The 17,196-nt window shown below is 41.7% G+C and carries 15 protein-coding genes; all 15 read left to right on the forward strand.

Annotated elements, in window-relative coordinates:
* Window positions 1-26: 26 nt before the first annotated feature.
* Window positions 27-1,511 (forward strand): amino acid permease, encoded by a 1,485-nt coding sequence (locus tag WS08_RS01710; RefSeq protein WP_009495806.1) that lies wholly within the window; start codon window positions 27-29, stop codon window positions 1,509-1,511.
* Window positions 1,512-1,691: 180 nt separating this feature from the next.
* Window positions 1,692-3,110: a pyruvate kinase gene (gene pyk / locus WS08_RS01715; protein WP_009495808.1), complete on the forward strand. Its 1,419-nt coding sequence runs from the start codon at window positions 1,692-1,694 to the stop codon at window positions 3,108-3,110.
* 121 nt (window positions 3,111-3,231) lie between these two features.
* Window positions 3,232-4,182 (forward strand): 50S ribosomal protein L11 methyltransferase, encoded by a 951-nt coding sequence (prmA, locus tag WS08_RS01720; RefSeq protein ID WP_009495810.1) that lies wholly within the window; start codon window positions 3,232-3,234, stop codon window positions 4,180-4,182.
* Between the two features lies 1 nt (window position 4,183).
* A complete protein-coding gene (locus WS08_RS01725; RefSeq protein WP_009495812.1) occupies window positions 4,184-4,924 on the forward strand; it encodes an RsmE family RNA methyltransferase in 741 nt (246 codons plus the stop codon).
* A gap of 400 nt (window positions 4,925-5,324) precedes the next feature.
* Window positions 5,325-5,759: a division/cell wall cluster transcriptional repressor MraZ gene (gene mraZ / locus WS08_RS01730; RefSeq protein WP_009495814.1), complete on the forward strand. Its 435-nt coding sequence runs from the start codon at window positions 5,325-5,327 to the stop codon at window positions 5,757-5,759.
* Window positions 5,760-5,794: 35 nt separating this feature from the next.
* Complete coding sequence (gene rsmH / locus WS08_RS01735; RefSeq protein ID WP_009495816.1) at window positions 5,795-6,739, forward strand: 16S rRNA (cytosine(1402)-N(4))-methyltransferase RsmH; 945 nt, start codon at window positions 5,795-5,797, stop codon at window positions 6,737-6,739.
* Window positions 6,740-6,776: 37 nt separating this feature from the next.
* The gene (gene ftsL / locus WS08_RS01740; RefSeq protein ID WP_009495818.1) at window positions 6,777-7,133 is read left to right on the forward strand and encodes a cell division protein FtsL; all 357 of its coding nucleotides are present in this window, start codon (window positions 6,777-6,779) and stop codon (window positions 7,131-7,133) included.
* Window positions 7,134-7,211: 78 nt separating this feature from the next.
* Entirely contained in the window at window positions 7,212-9,314 is a 2,103-nt protein-coding gene (locus tag WS08_RS01745) for a penicillin-binding protein (protein WP_241761917.1), read from the forward strand.
* 21 nt (window positions 9,315-9,335) lie between these two features.
* Window positions 9,336-10,328: a phospho-N-acetylmuramoyl-pentapeptide-transferase gene (gene mraY, locus WS08_RS01750; protein WP_009495822.1), complete on the forward strand. Its 993-nt coding sequence runs from the start codon at window positions 9,336-9,338 to the stop codon at window positions 10,326-10,328.
* Between the two features lie 129 nt (window positions 10,329-10,457).
* Window positions 10,458-11,789: a UDP-N-acetylmuramoyl-L-alanine--D-glutamate ligase gene (gene murD, locus WS08_RS01755; RefSeq protein WP_009495824.1), complete on the forward strand. Its 1,332-nt coding sequence runs from the start codon at window positions 10,458-10,460 to the stop codon at window positions 11,787-11,789.
* 12 nt (window positions 11,790-11,801) lie between these two features.
* Window positions 11,802-12,911, forward strand: a complete 1,110-nt coding sequence (murG, locus tag WS08_RS01760; protein WP_009495826.1) for an undecaprenyldiphospho-muramoylpentapeptide beta-N-acetylglucosaminyltransferase — start codon at window positions 11,802-11,804, stop codon at window positions 12,909-12,911.
* Between the two features lie 38 nt (window positions 12,912-12,949).
* Window positions 12,950-13,936 carry a cell division protein FtsQ/DivIB gene (locus tag WS08_RS01765; protein WP_009495828.1) on the forward strand — a complete coding sequence of 329 codons (987 nt, stop codon included), beginning with the start codon at window positions 12,950-12,952 and terminating at the stop codon, window positions 13,934-13,936.
* Between the two features lie 128 nt (window positions 13,937-14,064).
* Window positions 14,065-15,438 (forward strand): cell division protein FtsA, encoded by a 1,374-nt coding sequence (gene ftsA / locus WS08_RS01770; RefSeq protein WP_009495830.1) that lies wholly within the window; start codon window positions 14,065-14,067, stop codon window positions 15,436-15,438.
* Window positions 15,439-15,463: 25 nt separating this feature from the next.
* Window positions 15,464-16,744, forward strand: coding sequence for a cell division protein FtsZ (ftsZ, locus tag WS08_RS01775; protein WP_009495832.1), 1,281 nt, complete (start codon window positions 15,464-15,466; stop codon window positions 16,742-16,744).
* Window positions 16,745-16,754: 10 nt separating this feature from the next.
* Window positions 16,755-17,180: a cell division protein SepF gene (locus tag WS08_RS01780; RefSeq protein WP_038566625.1), complete on the forward strand. Its 426-nt coding sequence runs from the start codon at window positions 16,755-16,757 to the stop codon at window positions 17,178-17,180.
* The last annotated feature ends 16 nt before the right edge of the window (window positions 17,181-17,196 follow it).

A 17,196-nucleotide genomic window follows, 5' to 3' on the forward strand; every position in this document is an offset into this window, starting at 1 on the left:
GGGCCTCATGTTATGGAGGAAAAAAGATGGAAAATGAAGCAAATACCGGTGAGCTGAAGCGTACATTGAAGACGCGTCACTTATCAATGATTGCATTGGGTGGAACAATTGGAACAGGATTGTTCGTGGCATCTGGCGCAACAATCTCGCAAGCCGGACCACTGGGTGCGCTTGCAGCATACGCTATCACTGGATTGATGGTGTACTTCTTGATGACAAGTCTTGGAGAAATGGCCACATACATGCCTGTTTCTGGATCATTCTCAACTTATGCGGATCGATTTGTTGATCCTGCATTTGGATTTGCGATGGGATGGAATTTTTGGTTGAATTGGACCGTTACAGTGGCTGTTGAAGCAGCGACGGTCGGAGTGGTTATGCGTTATTGGTTCCCAGATGTACCAACAATTATTTGGTCTGTGGCAGTTATGGTATTAATTATTTCAATTAATCTACTATCTACCAAAGCATTTGGTGAAGCTGAATTCTTAATGGCTATGATTAAAGTTATCGCGGTTTTGGTATTCTTAGCAGTGGGATTTGCAATGATTCTAGGAATCATGACATACAAGCCTGACGTTGCTCACAATTTGAGCGCTGGAAATGGTGGTTTTGTAAATGGCTGGAATGGAATCCTGGCCGTGTTGATGGTCGCTGGTTTTTCATTCCAAGGAACAGAATTCGTTGGAATTACAGCGGGTGAATCAGAAACACCAGAAACATCAGTACCCAAAGCAATTAAGCAAGTATTTTGGCGTATTTTACTATTCTACATTCTATCAATCTTTGTGATTGGCGCAGTTATCTACTATAAAGACCCATCATTGCTTAATGCGAGTGAAAGTAATATTGCCGTGTCACCATTTACCTTAGTATTTGAACGTGCAGGACTTGCGAGTGCTGCTTCAGTAATGAATGCTGTTATCTTGACATCAGTGTTGTCTGCTGCGAACTCAGGTTTGTATACATCATCACGTATGTTGTATTCAATGTCACGTGAAGGAACAGCACCAAAGTTCTTCGGGAAATTGAGTGGTAAAGGGCGTATTCCAGTGAATGCGTTAATTGTCACAATCTTGGTTAGTTTCTTGGTATTTCTGACGAGTGTTGTGGGTGAAAATGTTTACCTATACTTAGTTGCAGCGTCTGGATTAACCGGATTTATTACATGGATTGGGATTGCAATTGCCGATTATCGTTTCCGTCGTGCCTTTAAAGCACAAGGACATGACATCTCAGAATTACACTATCATGCTAAGTGGTTCCCAGTAGGACCTATTTTAGCGCTTGTTATGTCAGTTATTATTGTCTTGGGACAAGATGTTGCGTCTTTCCAGGGATCAATTACGGAATGGAATTGGCAAGCCATTATTACAACATATGCGGCTATTCCGATTTTCTTAGCGTTATATTTTGGATATAAAGTGAAGCACCGCACAAAGATTCGTCCTTTGATGGAAGTTGATTTGATGACAGATGCGCGTCCATTTCAAATAAACGACGAAAAATAAAAAAATAAGACATCTTTTCTTAGGAAAAGATGTTTTTATTTTTGTATTTTAGATGAAAAAAACATGTAAGGGGTTACATTGGAAAAAACCTGTATTTCCTTGTATTAAAACGTTTCGAACTGGTGTACAATAAGTCTTAGTTAATGCTAGAAATTGAACCAAAAAGGAGATTTTTCAAAGATGAAAAAGACGAAAATTGTTGCAACCCTTGGTCCTGCCAGTTCAGATGTCGAAACGATTGCTAAGCTTGTTCAAGCTGGTGCAAACGTTGCGCGTATGAACTTTTCACACGGTGATCACGAAGAACACCTAGGACGTATGAACGCGGTCCACGAAGCTGAAAACATGACTGGTAAGACTGTTGGTATCTTGTTGGATACTAAGGGTGCCGAAATTCGTACAACTGTTCAAGAAACAGGGAAGATTGAATTCAACATTGGTGATATCGTACGTATTTCAATGGATTCTTCACTTGAAGGAACTAAGGAAAAGGTTGCCGTAACTTACGCAGGTTTGTTCGATGACGTTCAAATCGGTGGACACGTATTGTTTGACGACGGTAAGTTGGACATGGTCATCACTGAAAAGGATGACGCAACTCGCGAATTGATTACTGAAGTTCAAAACCACGGTTGGCTTGGTTCACGTAAGGGTGTTAACGCACCTGGTGTGTCAATCAACTTGCCTGGTATTACTGAAAAGGATGCAGAAGACATTCGTTTCGGTTTGGACAATGGTATTCAATACATTGCCGCTTCATTTGTACGTAAGGCTGCGGACGTTTTGGACATCCGTGCTTTGTTGAAGGAAGCTGGTAAGGAAGAAGTAATGATCTTCCCTAAGATTGAATCACAAGAAGGTATCGATAACTTCGCTGAAATCTTGGAAGTCTCTGATGGTTTGATGATTGCTCGTGGAGACATGGGTGTTGAAATTCCAGCAGAAAATGTGCCATTGGTACAAAAGAAGTTGATCCGCATGATGAACAAGGCTGGAAAGCCAGTTATCACTGCAACAGACATGTTGGACTCAATGCAAGAAAACCCACGTCCTACACGTGCCGAAGCTTCTGACGTTGCCAACGCCGTATTTGACGGAACTGACGCAACTATGCTTTCTGGTGAATCAGCTAACGGTGCATACCCAGTTGAAGCCGTAGCAACTATGGCTCGTATTAACGAAAAGGCTGAATCAGCTTTGGTAGTTAATGGACGTCACTCAGATGATTTCGATATCGTTAACATCACAGAATCAGTTGCAGCTTCAGTTGCAAACGCAGCTAACTCATTGGACATCAAGGCAATTGTTGCGGCTACTAACTCAGGTTACACTGCAAAGTTGATCTCAAAGTACCGTCCAAACGCTGACATCTTGGCTATGACATTTAGCGAAGAAGTACAACGTTCATTGACAATTTACTGGGGTGTTCAACCGGTTGTTACACAACCAGTTGCAACTACTGACGAAATGATCGAATCAGCAAAGAAGACTGTTGTTGAAGCTGGATTGGCAGAAAAGGGAGACACTATCATCGTGACTGCCGGTATCCCTGTCACAACTTCAGGAACAACTAACTTGATGACAATCGTAACTATCTAATTAGCCGATTAATATCTAGTTAATAAAGAAACCACCTAACTTTGGTTAGGTGGTTTTTTTATATCGTAGATTCATGCTAAGATAGTAATAATTAAACGAATTGAAAAAGAGGATGACAAGTATGAATTGGCAAGAAGTCACAGTGACAACGCAATCAGAATCAGTTGAAGCGATTAGTAATATTTTGATGGAAGCTGGCGCTGAAGGGATTCAAATTGAAGATGCAGCAGATAAGGACAATTACGTTCCTGCTGATGATACTGTTTGGGTCGAATGGGATAAGCTAGACCGTATCGAAAGTGGTGCGATTGTATCTGGATTTTTCCCTGGTAATATTCAAGTGCGTGAAATGCTAGATGAATTACGTGTGAAAGTATTGGGGCTAAAAGACTTTGGTTTAGATCCATTACCAGGAACTGTTCAAATGGCCGATGTCAAAGATGAAGACTGGGCGACAGAATGGCAAAAGTACTACCATCCCGTACGTATTACCCGTGATTTAACTGTTGTGCCTAAGTGGGAAAAATACGAAGTTACAAACCAAGACGAAAAGTTGATTATGCTTGATCCAGGTCTAGCGTTTGGAACAGGAACTCACCCAACAACGCGCTTGATGCTACAAGCTTTGACGTTTGTTATGCGTGGTGGAGAACGTGTCTTGGACGTTGGAACAGGGTCAGGGGTTTTGGCAATTGCCGCTAAACACTTAGGAGCAGACTATGTGCTGGGAACAGACATTGATGAAGTTGCTGTGCGTTCTGCACAAGGAAATCTTGATTTGAACCCAGTTGCATCTGATATTGATGTGCAAGTAAGTGACCTTTTGAAAGACGTTGACGCAGGTGACTTTAATCTAGTTATCGCTAACATGTTGTCAGAAGTACTATTCCCGTTGATTCCAACATTACCAGATGTATTAGTTCCGGGCGGAACGCTGTTATTGTCAGGAATTTATGAAGACAAGATTGAAGCAATTAAAGCATTGTTGATTGAACAAGACTACACGATTGATGAAGTTATGCAAGCAGGACCATGGTTTGGTGTCGTAGCACGTCGTGTGGTGGAGGACTAATATGCAACGTTACTTTTTGACAGAAGAACCAGATGCGAAAACATTTGTCTTACCAGCTGATATTGCGCATCATTTTATGACGGTATTGCGTGGTGAATTAGAATCTCAAGCCGAGTTTGTGTTACCAGATCGCCAACGTGTTGTTGTGGCACAAGTGATTGAAATTGACGGTGATGAAACGACGATGGAGATTCTGTCAGAACGTCAAAGCGATGTAGAATTGCCGATTGCAACGACGCTAGTATTAGGACTAACAAAAGGTGACAAACCTGAATTGGTTGTACAAAAAGCGACAGAGTTGGGTGTGACAAATATCATTTTCGTAGAGACAGCATGGTCAGTCGTTCGTTGGGGAATGAAAGTTGATAAAAAGCTGGCTCGTTTAAATAAAATTGCGCAAGCTGCCGCTGAGCAAAGCCATCGTTTGCACATTCCGGAAGTGACGTACGCACCAAGTATTAAAGCATTGGATTTACCTGCGGGTGAGCGTATTGTGGCGTGGGAAGAAAGTGCGAAACAAGGCGAAAAAGGACAATTGGTACAAACGCTGCAAGCAATGCAACCAGGTATGCATCTGACAGCAATGGTTGGTCCGGAAGGTGGTTTATCACCAGAAGAATTAGTTCAATTGCAAACGTTAGATTTTAAGCCTGCAGGATTAGGACCACGTATTTTACGTGCAGAAACAGCACCACTGTACATTCTAAGTGCAGTTAGTTATGTGTTGGAATTAGAAAAATAAAATAATTCGAAGACGCTATCGAAAGATGGCGTCTTTTTTTAGTGTGCGCGCAATATATAACGTAATAATTTAATAAAATATATGATTTCTATTCATGCTAGCTTATGGATAGAGGCGGTAAAACGATTAATAATCCGTATGGCATAGGCGTTTTAACCAAAATTACCAAAAAATTAAACTCTAAAGAAAATCTTAATAATTGTTAAGGAATATTGAGAAATGCCTATATGACGGGCTTTCTTATCCACTCTCTTTAATAAGGTAAGTGGAGAGTGGTGGGGGAGGGTGGTAGAAAGTGGTAGAAAGTGGAGGAATGTGGTAAATTATTACTATTGAAACATGAGAAAGAGTAGCATTGGGATCTAACTATCGAAGGAATTTAGAAGGGAGGTAATGAGCGATGTTTATGGGAACGTATCAACATACAATAGACACGAAAAATCGTCTCATTATTCCAGCTAAATTCCGTAACCAACTTGGTGATTCTTTTGTTGTGACACGCTGGATGGATCATTCATTACGTGCTTACACACAAGAAGGCTGGATTGAATTTTCAGCAAAGCTTCGTAAGTTGCCAGAAACAAATGCACAAGCGCGTCAGTTTAAGCGTTTCGTGTTGGGTGGGGCACAAGAAGTGGAATTTGATAAGCAAGGGCGTATTAACTTAGCGCAAACATTGCGTCAATATGCTGAGATTGAAAAAGAAGCGACAATCTTTGGATTGGGTGAAGATTCTTTTGAAATTTGGAGTTCACAGCGTTGGCAAGATTATGAAGATATGACAGCAGATAATTTTGACGCTGTTGCGGATAGTCTTGATGGATTAGAGTTTTAACTCACTTTCAATATAAAAGGTAAAAAGGTAAACAAATGGCAGAATTTGACCACACAACAGTCTTATTGCATGAGGCGATTGATAATTTAGATGTACAACCTGATGGGACGTATGTAGATGCGACATTAGGTGGTGGTGGACACTCAGGATTGTTGGCAAGTAAGCTAACAACTGGAAAGCTTTGGAGCTTTGATCAAGACATTACCGCAATTCGTTATAACGAAGAAAATTTGGCAACTGAATTAGCGGAAGGAAAGATTGCGTTTATTCAAGATAATTTCCGTAATTTAGCTGTAGATTTAGCTGAACAAGGCGTAACGGGTATTGATGGAATTGTTTATGACTTAGGTGTTTCATCTCCACAATTTGACGATGGACAACGTGGTTTTTCATATAACTATGATGCGCCATTGGATATGCGTATGAACCAAAGCCAAGAACTAAATGCTCGTACTGTTGTGAACGAATGGTCATTCCATGAACTATTACGTATTCTGAGCCGATATGGTGAAGAAAAATTTGCGAAGCAAATTGCACGTGCTATTGAACGTCAACGTGAAATTGCACCGATTGAAACAACATTTGAATTGGTTGAAGTTGTGAAGTCAGCAATTCCAGCGCCTGCCCGTCGTACGGGTGGACATCCTGCTAAAAAGAGTTTCCAAGCAATTCGTATTGCGGTTAACGATGAATTGGGTGTTGTTGAAGATTCTCTACAACAAGCGTTGGATATTCTGAACGTTGGTGGTCGCATTGCTGTGATTACTTTCCATTCTTTGGAAGATCGTTTGGTCAAGACGATGTTTAAAGAAAAGACAACAATTCCAGAATTGCCAGCAGGACTGCCAATTATTCCGGATGAACTACAACCGGATTTCAAACTAGTATCACGTAAGCCGATTTTGCCTGGTGAAGTTGAAATGGAACAAAATCATCGTGCGCACTCAGCGAAGTTGCGTGTCATTGAACGCTTGCGTTAAAAATAAAAACTGTTGAACACAAAGAAAGGAACAGACTATGGCTGCGATCCCACAATATAAAACGAATCCAACCACAAAGTCCCGCCCAGTGCAGAAGCGACAAGTGCACCGTAAGTACGCTGTGCCAAAGTGGAATTTGATTGACAAGGTAATGGTAGGCGCAGTTGGTCTAACCATTCTTTGTATGATGTTATTAGTTATTTCTATGGCAGACAGAGCCGCAGCGGCTAACAATGCATTGTCAGTGACGACTGCACAATACACTAAAGTTGAAAACGAAAATAACGATTTGAAACAAGAAATTAATGATTTATCTAGTCCAGGTCGACTAGACAAAATTGCCAAGAAGTATGGCCTATCAATGCAGAACAATAATGTTAGGAATGTAAAGTAAATGGCAGATAAAAAACGGACACTCAAAAGCCAATTAGATCGAAACAGTCGTAACGCGGGGAGAATTCTCGTGTTAGCTATGTTGCTGGTGCTAATTGTTTTGGGTGCCCGTTTTTCTTATGTTTCGATTACAAAAGACGTGCGTGGGCATAAATTAGATACCGCAACACAGCAACTGTATCAAAATCAGAACATCGATCGTGCACGACGTGGAACGATTTATGATGCTGATGGGAATGTTATTGCTGAAAATTCGACGGCCTACACAGTCATTGGTGTGATTGACGAGCGACAAGTTGCTTTGGATGGTACAAAGCGATACATTGCACCAGAGAATGATAAGGATGTGGCGAAGAAACTAGCTAAGACATTAGGTGGTAAGGCGAAAGATTACGAAGACATCCTTCGGGATGGTCGTAAGAATGAGCTGAGTCAGGTTCAATTTGGTGTTCGTGGTCAAAACTTGAATGCATCCAAATATAAAGAATTGAAAAAACAAGAAATACCTGGAATTGATTTCTTGAATAATTTGGTTCGTTTCTACCCGAATGGATACTTTGCGTCTGATTTGATTGGTATTGCGCAACGTCAAGAAGACGAAAAAACAGGTGTTAATCAATTACGTGGAACGATGGGAATCGAAGCCAGTTGGGATAATGCTTTGTCTGGTATTGATGGTATCAAGACAACCAACATGCCAAAAAATGAAGAAGTTGCCTTGCGTAATACATCTGCTGAGAGTGGACACGATATCTACACAACTTTAAATAGTAATCTACAAAAGTTATTAGAAGGTCAGATGGATACCCTAGCCAAGGAGACAAAACCTTATTCAGCGACAGCAATCGTGATGGATACACAAACTGGAAAGATTGTGGCACAAGCCCAACGTCCAAGTTACAACCCAGAAACGGGTAAAGGTGTTGGAGACTTATGGTCAAACGAATTTGTGGAATCACCATATGAACCTGGATCTGTTATGAAGGGTGTGATGGTTGCTTCAGCAATTGAAAATGGTACTTGGAAGCCGAATGATGTCTTTGCCTCAGGTCGTTTGCGTATCGGTGACAAAGTGGTGAATGATTGGAATGAAGGTAAAGGTTGGGGGAAAATTTCATACAGTGAAGGATTAGCACGATCATCCAACGTTGCGATGGCTAAGTCTGTTGAGAACATGGGACCTGATGTATGGCGTTCATACATTGATAAATTCCATTTCCTTGCCTCTACAAAATCAGGATTAAAGACCGAACAAGTTGGAAATATTCAATATAAATACCCAATTGAACAAGCAAGTACAGCATTTGGACAAGCTATCTCAGTGACGCAAATCCAAATGATGCAAGCTTATTCTGCGATTGCGGGTAATGGAGAAATGATCAAGCCACAATTTATTGATAAAATTGTGGATTCTGAAAAAGGTGACGTCTTGTTTGAGGCTAAGCGTGAAGTTGTTGATAAGCCAATCAGCGAGAAAACAGCTAAAGAAACACGAAAGCAGTTAGAAGAAGTTATCTATTCTCCGGCTGGAACAGGTAAGGAATTTGCCATACCAGATGTCCGTACATCTGGTAAGTCAGGAACGGCGCAAATTGCGACATCAAGTGGATATAGCACACCAGGAGACACGACAAACGAAATTCATTCATGGATGGGAATGGCGCCGGCAGATAAGCCACGTTATTTGATGTATGTGGTGGTTAAAAAACCAGCTAAAAATGGAGGCAATATAAATAAGTATATTGCAGACGTCTTTACACCGGTTATGCAACGTGCATTAACGATGTCTGAAGATGACAACAAGATCATTGTGAGTGAAGACCAAGAATTCGCAATGCCAGATGTCACAAATATGGCAACGAAAGAAGCGACTAAGAAATTAAAGAAGCTTGGGTTAGAACCAATTGTCATTGGAAATGGATCAACCATTAAAAAACAAGACACCCCAAGTGGACGTAAGTCCTTAGCTGCCCAGCGCGTATTTGTTGTAACGGATGGTGATATAATAACTATGCCTGATATGACTGGATGGTCAAACAGTGACGTCTTGGCATGGGGGAAGTTAGCCAACGTCGAAGTGAAAGTGAAGGGACAAGGTTTTGTTCAAAGTCAATCAGTCGATGTTGATGCTAAGTTAGATAAAAGTACTAAAGGCATAACAGTAGAATTAAAAATGCCATAAGGCAAAATAGAGGAGTTAATAATGTTTGTTTGGATGATTGGTTTAGTTGTAGGTATCATCGCCACTGCCATTTTGGTGCCGATTGTACGTGATTACTTCAAGAAGAAAAAGGTTGAGCAATTAGTCATGCGTTCTGGGGAATTTGGTCCAGATCATGCGGCCAAGGCTGGAACACCAACAATGGGTGGTGTCGCATTTATTGCTGTCGTTGTTTTGGGTTACATGATTATCGGATTGTTTACACAATCTTATGATGCAACTGCATGGGCGACACTAAGTGGAATCGTCTTATACGCCATTGTCGGTGCCATTGATGACAGCGTGAAGGTCTTTAACAGTCGTGATGAGGGATTACGTTTCCTTCCTAAGTTGAGCGTAGAAATCATCGCAGCCATTTTGGCGGTTGGTATTTTGTACGCCAATAACTTTGAATTTAGTTGGCCAATGCCATTTGGTCTAGAACCCATTCAAAGCGTGGTTATCTATACACTATTTGTGATTGTCTGGTTAGTCGGTTGGTCAAATGCGACCAACCTAACAGACGGTCTTGATGGATTGGCAACTGGGGCAAGTATCATTGCATACTTCGCATACTTGATTATTGCGATGCAAGCAGGTAACACATCAATGATGCTATTGGATGCATTGATGGTTGGAGCGCTTATTGGTTTCTTCATCTACAATCACTATCCAGCATCTATTTTCATGGGTGATACAGGTTCACTAGCGTTGGGAGCCGGACTAGCATTAAATGCTATTGTTTTGCACGTTGAATGGTCATTGTTGCTAATTGGAATTGTTTTCTTCATCGATACACTGTCTGTCATTATTCAAGTTGGAAGTTTCAAGCTACGTGGTAAGCGTGTCTTCCTAATGACACCTATTCATCACGGATTTGAAAAGGGTGGTTTGACTGGTAACACAGACAAGCCATGGAATGAATGGCAAGTTGATACTTTCTTCTGGGCAATGGGATTGCTAGGAGCCGCAGCTTACTTCATTTTCTTTAATTAAGACATACATCTGGGGCGTGGCCCCATACATAGTTTAATCGGATTGATTGCATGGGAATCGTCAATCTACACACGGGTAAATAGGCCCGTACATATATCAACAACACTCGGAGAAAGGATATATATTGTTATGAAAGCATTAGTTATTGGTTTTGCCCGATCAGGGGCAGCAGCTGCGACTTTATTAAAGGCTGAAGGGGCGGACGTCATTGTATCGGATCCTAAATTAGATTTAAATGATGAGAAAGTCCAGAAGTTGATTGAAGCGGGTGTTGTGTTTACGCAAGATCAAAGCGATGATCTGTTAACAGATATTGATGTTATTGTGAAAAACCCAGGAATTCCCTATGGTATTCCAATTTTGAAAACTGCGATGGCACGAGATATTCCGATTGAAGTAGAAGTAACTCGCGCCCAAGCGTATATCAAAGGACCTTGGATTGCGTTGACTGGATCAAATGGGAAGACAACTGCTACAAAAATGGTTGCCAGTGTACTTGAATCAGTGGCGGATGCGAAGCATCCAGTTAAAGTAGCGGGAAACATTGGTACACCTGTAAGTGAATTAGCTGCCACGTTATCAGCTGATGATACGTTGATAACAGAGCTATCTTCATTTCAATTAATGGCGATGCCAAATGCCCAACCGAATATTGCGGTGATTACCAATATTTTTGCATCACACTTAGACTTTCATGGAGATCGTGAAGGCTATGTTGCGGCTAAAATGAATATCACCATGCATCAAACGGCCAACGATTTCTTGGTTATGAATTATGACCGACCAGAATGGGCCGCAATGGTACAAGAAACAAAAGCAGAGATTGTACCATTCAGTCGTTTGAACATGACGCAAGCTGGAGCATATCAATTAGAGGGTGACCTTTACTTCCGTGAAGAACGTATTATGTCAGCTGATGAAATTGGCGTACCGGGTGATCACAATATTGAAAATGCACTGATTGCGATTGCTGTTGGGAAATTACGTGGTGTACCAAACGAGAACATCGTCACGGCATTAAAGAACTTTGGTGGGGTTGCCCACCGATTACAAAAAGTCGGCGTATTTAACGACCGTCTTGTCTTCAATGATTCAAAAGCAACAGACATTGAGGCGACTGAAAGTGCCTTATCTGGATTTAATCAACCAGTCGTATTGTTAGCCGGTGGTCTTGATCGCGGGGATGACCTAATGCGTTTGGCTCCTGTGTTGAAGGACAAAGTGAAGCAAATGATTGTATTTGGTGAAACAGCCGACCAATTGGTGGCTGTTGCAGAGGCTTGTAACATTCCGGTTGTGAAAACAGCCGACGTGAAAACAGCAACGCCGTTAGCATTTGAAACAAGTGCATCAGGGGATGTTATCTTACTTTCACCAGCAGCGGCATCATGGGATCAATATACAAACTTTGAAATCCGTGGTGATTTATTCATCGATGCGGTAAAAACATACACAAACTAGAGAGGGAAAATTATGCGAATTGTGGTATCAGGTGGTGGAACCGGTGGTCATATCTATCCGGCATTAGCAACAATTAAGAAGATGCAAGAACGTGACCCAGAGTTAGAAGTTCTGTACATTGGTGGCCAACGTGGTCTTGAAAAGGATATTGTTCCTGCCGCAGGTGTAGACTTTGAAGCAATTGAAATTCAAGGATTTAATCGTTCTGCGATTTTTGATAATTTTAAGACAATCAACTTGTTCTTAGCCGGAACAAAAAAGGTTCGTAAGATGTTACGTGACTTTAAGCCAGATGTTGTGATTGGTACAGGTGGTTATGTGTCTGGTCCTGTTTTGTATGCCGCACAAACGTTGAAGATTCCAACGGTTATTCATGAACAAAATTCTGTTGTTGGGGTAACCAATAAATTCTTAGCACGTAAAGCAACGAAGGTTGGGGTTGCCTTTCCAGCGGCTATGCCTGCGTTTAAAGAAAACCAAGCTTCTGTTGTGGGAAACCCACGTGCACAAGAAGTTGTTGAATCAGGTGGTGAGTTCGATTGGCAAGACTTGGGACTATCAGCAGATGTTCCAACGGTACTTATTTTTGGTGGGTCACAAGGAGCATTGAAGTTAAATAATGCAATGGTAGAAGCAGCCAAGGAATTTACAGGTCGTGACTATCAAGTTGTGTTTGCAACTGGATCAAAGCGTTTTGATGAAGTGCAAGCGGCTATTACAGAACAAGATGTAACTATTCCAGCCAACGTTGCGATTGTGCCATACATCAATAACATGCCAGCGCTAATGCCAGAGGTAGATTTGGTCGTTGGACGTGCGGGGGCGACAAGTTTGGCCGAACAAACAGCGCTTGGAAAGCCAATGGTGCTAATTCCAAGTCCATACGTAACAAATGATCATCAAACAAAGAATGCACAAAGCTTGGTTCAAGCAGGTGCAGCCACAATGATTACAGAACCAGAATTAGTGGGTGCGACATTGTTTGGGGCGATTGATGACATTATGTCTAACGTCACAACACGTCAAACGATGGCTGAACAAGCTAAAAAGTTGGGTGTTCCTGATGCAGCTGATCAATTCGCAGATTTGATTGAATCAACCATTATTGATTATCAAGCGTAATGTAACATAGAAAATTCCGACGTTAGGAGGGAATCTTTATGACGAAAGAAAAAGATGAAGCACAAGAACAAAGTAAAACCGCGCATATTCAAGATCATCTGAATCAACTATTAGCCGAAGAAGACCGCCTAACAGAGGAGCATGATAGCCAAAGTAATAAGAAGACGGCTATCGTACATACTGACAGTGCGGAAAAGCTATCATGGCGTGAACGTCTGGTAAAGACACTGCGTACTTTTTATAGTGACGATGGAGAAACACTACACGTGGCAACACCAGCGGAACTAAAGGAGATGGACGACAGTACCAAATCGAAACGTCAATTCTCGATTCCTGTTCTAGATACAATGGAGCAACAAGGCGTGATGACAATTGCAGGTCTATTAGTCGTTGCGGGACTATTAGGCTTTTTGGTCTCGCCTTGGGGTTCTGTTTCAACGTATAAAGTCAAAGGGAATCAAGAAGTTCCCACGGCGCAGTTGTTGGATAAATTAGAATTAGATAAAGGACAATCGTCACTTCTTTTGTTGACGGAAGAAAGAGCGTTGGCTAAAAAAGCGCATCAATTTGATCCGCAAATTCAAAATGTGAAATTCACTTTGAAGTCACCGACTGTTTTGGAAGTAAAAGTAACTGAAATTCCGAGTGTGGGATATATCAAAGAAAAAGATATGTATGTGCCATTGTTAGCTGACGGTACCCGATTAACTGAGGATGCTAAAAAATGGCCTGCTGAAAATTTCCCTGTGTACTCAGGATTTAAATCAGATGAGCAGTTAGATAATGTCTTAGAGTCGTTTGGAACGTTATCATTAGCATTACGTCAGGCTGTTTCGGAAGTTATCTGGTCACCAACAAGTGAAAATAGTAGCCGTTTAATCTTTGTAATGAACGATGGGAATCAAGTTTTTGCGAATGCTGAAAATTTTGAAAAGAAGTTTAAATATTATCCAGGAATGGCAACACAATTAAAGAAAAATGGTGTGATTGATTTACAAGTAGGAGCATATGCAAAACCCTATTAATAATCCATTTTTTAATCTTATTATTTGTGCATAAAACCTAGTGAAATCAAGGTTAAGTATGGTATCATCATAGAGAAAGTTTTATTTTCGAATGGACTAATGGTGAGTATGTAAAAAGGAGGGGACACATGGCCAATCATGGGATGATTGTTGGGCTCGATGTTGGGACCAACACAGTAAAAGTTCTGGCTGCAGATGTCCGCGATCAACAAGCGAATATTATCGCAGTAGGTCGTTCTGTTTCACATGGTGTGAATAAAGGTGTCGTTGTTGATATTGATTCAACTGCAAACGACATTCGACAAGCAGTGGCTCAAGTAAATGAACAAGCAAATGAAGCCGTAACAGATGTGATTGCGTTATTACCGGCAAAAGATATTCAAATGAGTCATGTTGAAGGGACGGTAACCGTTGAGGAAAGCCAACATATCTCTTATCATGATGTTGCCGCAGTAGTACAAGAATCTTTGAAGGGACAAGTTAGTCACGATCGCGAAGTGATTGAAATGTTACCAGAAGAATTTATCGTGGATGATTTTGATGGTATTCAAGATCCAAACGATATGGTTGGGATGCGCCTGGGAATGCGAGCAACCGTATATACTGCACCACGTAACTTAGTACGTAACTTGCGTATGGCAATTGAAAAAGCTGGTTTGAATGTACGTGACATGGTTTTGACACCTGTTGCGGAAGGTAAAACAATTCTAAGTGATGCTGAGCAAGAATTTGGCACAATCTTACTTGATATGGGTGCGGGTCAAACAACCGCAACCGTCATTCAAGATCGCATGACCAAATTCATAACGACATTTCCTGCTGGTGGAGATAACATTACGCGTGATATTAGTACGGTGTTATCAATCGGCGGGTACGATGCGGATATGCTGAAGTTAGATGCTGGAGTTGCATTGGTTGATCATGCTAACGGTGAGAATCAAGTGATGATTCAAAAAGTTGGTGAAGATGAACCAGAGCGTATCTCTGAAAAGCATTTAGCAGAAATCGTTGAAGCACGTACAATGCAAATTCTAACGAAACTTCAAGAACCGTTGGCAGAAGCTGATGCATTATCAGTTCCTGGTGGTGTGACCTTAATTGGTGGCACAGCAACGCTTCGAGGAATGCCAGATGCTGTTAGTGCAGTGTTTGACATGAAGGCGCGTGAATTCGCCCCTGATGACATTGGACTTCGTCATCCGGGTATGTCAGGTGTGTGGGCAGTTGTTCAATATGCTGCATTACAAACACCAGTACAGTTGATTGTGAAACAAGCTTTGTATGGTCTGCCGCTTTATGTGGTTGGAAAGCCCCAATTAGGAGCGCCGTTCAAGGCTGAGAAGAAAGCATTCTTTGAACCAAAGCAAGAAACGCGTACAACACGTCCGGCCATCGAACGTGAGACGATAATTGAAGATGATGAAATAGATACGAATAATCAAATTGAAGACGAGAAAAAAAGCGCTCGCGCAGTAAACTTCTTAAAAGACTTTTTTGATTAACATGTAAAAAAACGAGGAGCTCAGTATGGATTTCCAAATGGATACAGGCGCAAGCCAAGAATATGGTGCAACAATCAAGGTGATTGGTGTTGGTGGTGGTGGTGGAAACGCCGTTAACCAAATGGTCAACGCTGATGTGGAAGGTGTGGACTTTATCGTAGCAAACACTGATGCACAAGCATTAGAAAGTTCAGCTGCAGAAATTAAGATTCAAATCGGGACAAAAGCAACCCGTGGTCTTGGTGCCGGAGCAAAGCCCGAAGTAGGGGAAGTTGCGGCAAAGGAAAGTGAAACTGAAATTGCAGAAGCACTTGCTGGCGCAGACATGGTCTTTGTTACAGCAGGAATGGGTGGAGGAACTGGAACTGGTGCCGCCCCTGTTATTGCTCAAATTGCTAAGGAATCAGGTGCGTTAACAATTGGTGTTGTGACACGTCCATTCTCATTTGAAGGACCAAAGCGTGGTAAGTCTGCTGCTGAAGGTTTGGCTAAGTTGAAGGAAAACGTCGACACATTGATCGTTGTGTCAAACAACAACTTGTTGGAAATCGTTGATAAGAAGGCGCCTATCATGGAAGCCTTCCGTATGGTTGACGATGTCTTGTTGCAAGGAGTTGCCGGTATTTCAGACTTGATTACAAAGCCTGGAATCATTAACTTGGACTTTGCGGACGTTAAGACTGCTATGGCTGATCAAGGAAGTGCCCTTCTTGGAATTGGTAGTGCCAGCGGTGAAAACCGTGCGGCTGAAGCTACTAAGCAAGCAATTGCATCTCCATTGCTAGAAGCTAAGATTGAAGGGGCAAGTAATGTCTTGCTTTCAATTAAGGGTGGTATGGACATGTCATTGTTCGAAGCACAAGAAGCATCTGAAGCCATTGCGCAAGCAGCAGGAACAGATGTTGACATTATCTTCGGAACAACAATTGACATGGATGTTGAAGGCGAATTGGTGGTAACAGTTATTGCAACTGGTATCGACAAGCCTAAGAAGCAACCAGTTCGTCCAGAAATCAACTTGGGAGCTACTGCTACACCAAGCCCTTTTGAACAAGTAGCTGAACAACCAGCTGCACCTGTTCAACCAGTTGTAGAAGAAACACGTCAAGCAACTAACAATGTGGCTGATCCATTTGAAAACTGGAACATGTTGAACAAGGGAAACGGAAACGTAACACCTGAACAACCTGTTGCCCCAGAACAAGCACCTGCACCAGTAGCACCAGCACAACCTGTTGTGTCTGCAGGCGAAGAAGAATTGGAACAACCACCATACTTCAACTGGAACAAGCGTAACGAAAAGTAGGTAAATAAATATGGCATTTAATATTAAAGAATTGTTCATCCCAGCGGATGAATATGACGAAGAAATCATCGAGCAAGATGGTTCTGACAATATTGAAAATGCTGATGTAAAGGAACCCGTTACGCGTAGTAAGAAAGTGCAACGGAATGTCATCAGCATGGACGGTAACCGTTTTGCTCCATCAAAAATTGCGCTTTACGAACCTCGAACATACGCTGATGCACAAACAATCGCTACACAAATCCTGCAAGGAGAAGCGGTGATTGTTAACTTTGGTGGTATCGATGAACGTAATCAACTACGTGTATTGGACTACATAGCTGGGGCTGCATTTGCAGTTGACGGTATGGTAGAACGTGTTGGAGAACAAATTTTTCTAGCAACACCACACAATTTTGAAATTACGGGATCTATTTCGCAAAATCAAGGTCAATAAACATAAGGAGAAACAA

This window comes from Weissella tructae (genome assembly GCF_000732905.1).
GTDB classification, from domain to species: Bacteria; Bacillota; Bacilli; order Lactobacillales; family Lactobacillaceae; genus Weissella; species Weissella tructae.

Coding starts and splice junctions, on each gene's coding strand:
- WS08_RS01710 (WP_009495806.1), top strand. CDS start 27: ATGGAAAATGAAGCAAATACCGGTGAGCTGAAGCGTACATTGAAGACG.
- pyk (WP_009495808.1), top strand. CDS start 1,692: ATGAAAAAGACGAAAATTGTTGCAACCCTTGGTCCTGCCAGTTCAGAT.
- prmA (WP_009495810.1), top strand. CDS start 3,232: ATGAATTGGCAAGAAGTCACAGTGACAACGCAATCAGAATCAGTTGAA.
- WS08_RS01725 (WP_009495812.1), top strand. CDS start 4,184: ATGCAACGTTACTTTTTGACAGAAGAACCAGATGCGAAAACATTTGTC.
- mraZ (WP_009495814.1), top strand. CDS start 5,325: ATGTTTATGGGAACGTATCAACATACAATAGACACGAAAAATCGTCTC.
- rsmH (WP_009495816.1), top strand. CDS start 5,795: ATGGCAGAATTTGACCACACAACAGTCTTATTGCATGAGGCGATTGAT.
- ftsL (WP_009495818.1), top strand. CDS start 6,777: ATGGCTGCGATCCCACAATATAAAACGAATCCAACCACAAAGTCCCGC.
- WS08_RS01745 (WP_241761917.1), top strand. CDS start 7,212: ATGTTGCTGGTGCTAATTGTTTTGGGTGCCCGTTTTTCTTATGTTTCG.
- mraY (WP_009495822.1), top strand. CDS start 9,336: ATGTTTGTTTGGATGATTGGTTTAGTTGTAGGTATCATCGCCACTGCC.
- murD (WP_009495824.1), top strand. CDS start 10,458: ATGAAAGCATTAGTTATTGGTTTTGCCCGATCAGGGGCAGCAGCTGCG.
- murG (WP_009495826.1), top strand. CDS start 11,802: ATGCGAATTGTGGTATCAGGTGGTGGAACCGGTGGTCATATCTATCCG.
- WS08_RS01765 (WP_009495828.1), top strand. CDS start 12,950: ATGACGAAAGAAAAAGATGAAGCACAAGAACAAAGTAAAACCGCGCAT.
- ftsA (WP_009495830.1), top strand. CDS start 14,065: ATGGCCAATCATGGGATGATTGTTGGGCTCGATGTTGGGACCAACACA.
- ftsZ (WP_009495832.1), top strand. CDS start 15,464: ATGGATTTCCAAATGGATACAGGCGCAAGCCAAGAATATGGTGCAACA.
- WS08_RS01780 (WP_038566625.1), top strand. CDS start 16,755: ATGGCATTTAATATTAAAGAATTGTTCATCCCAGCGGATGAATATGAC.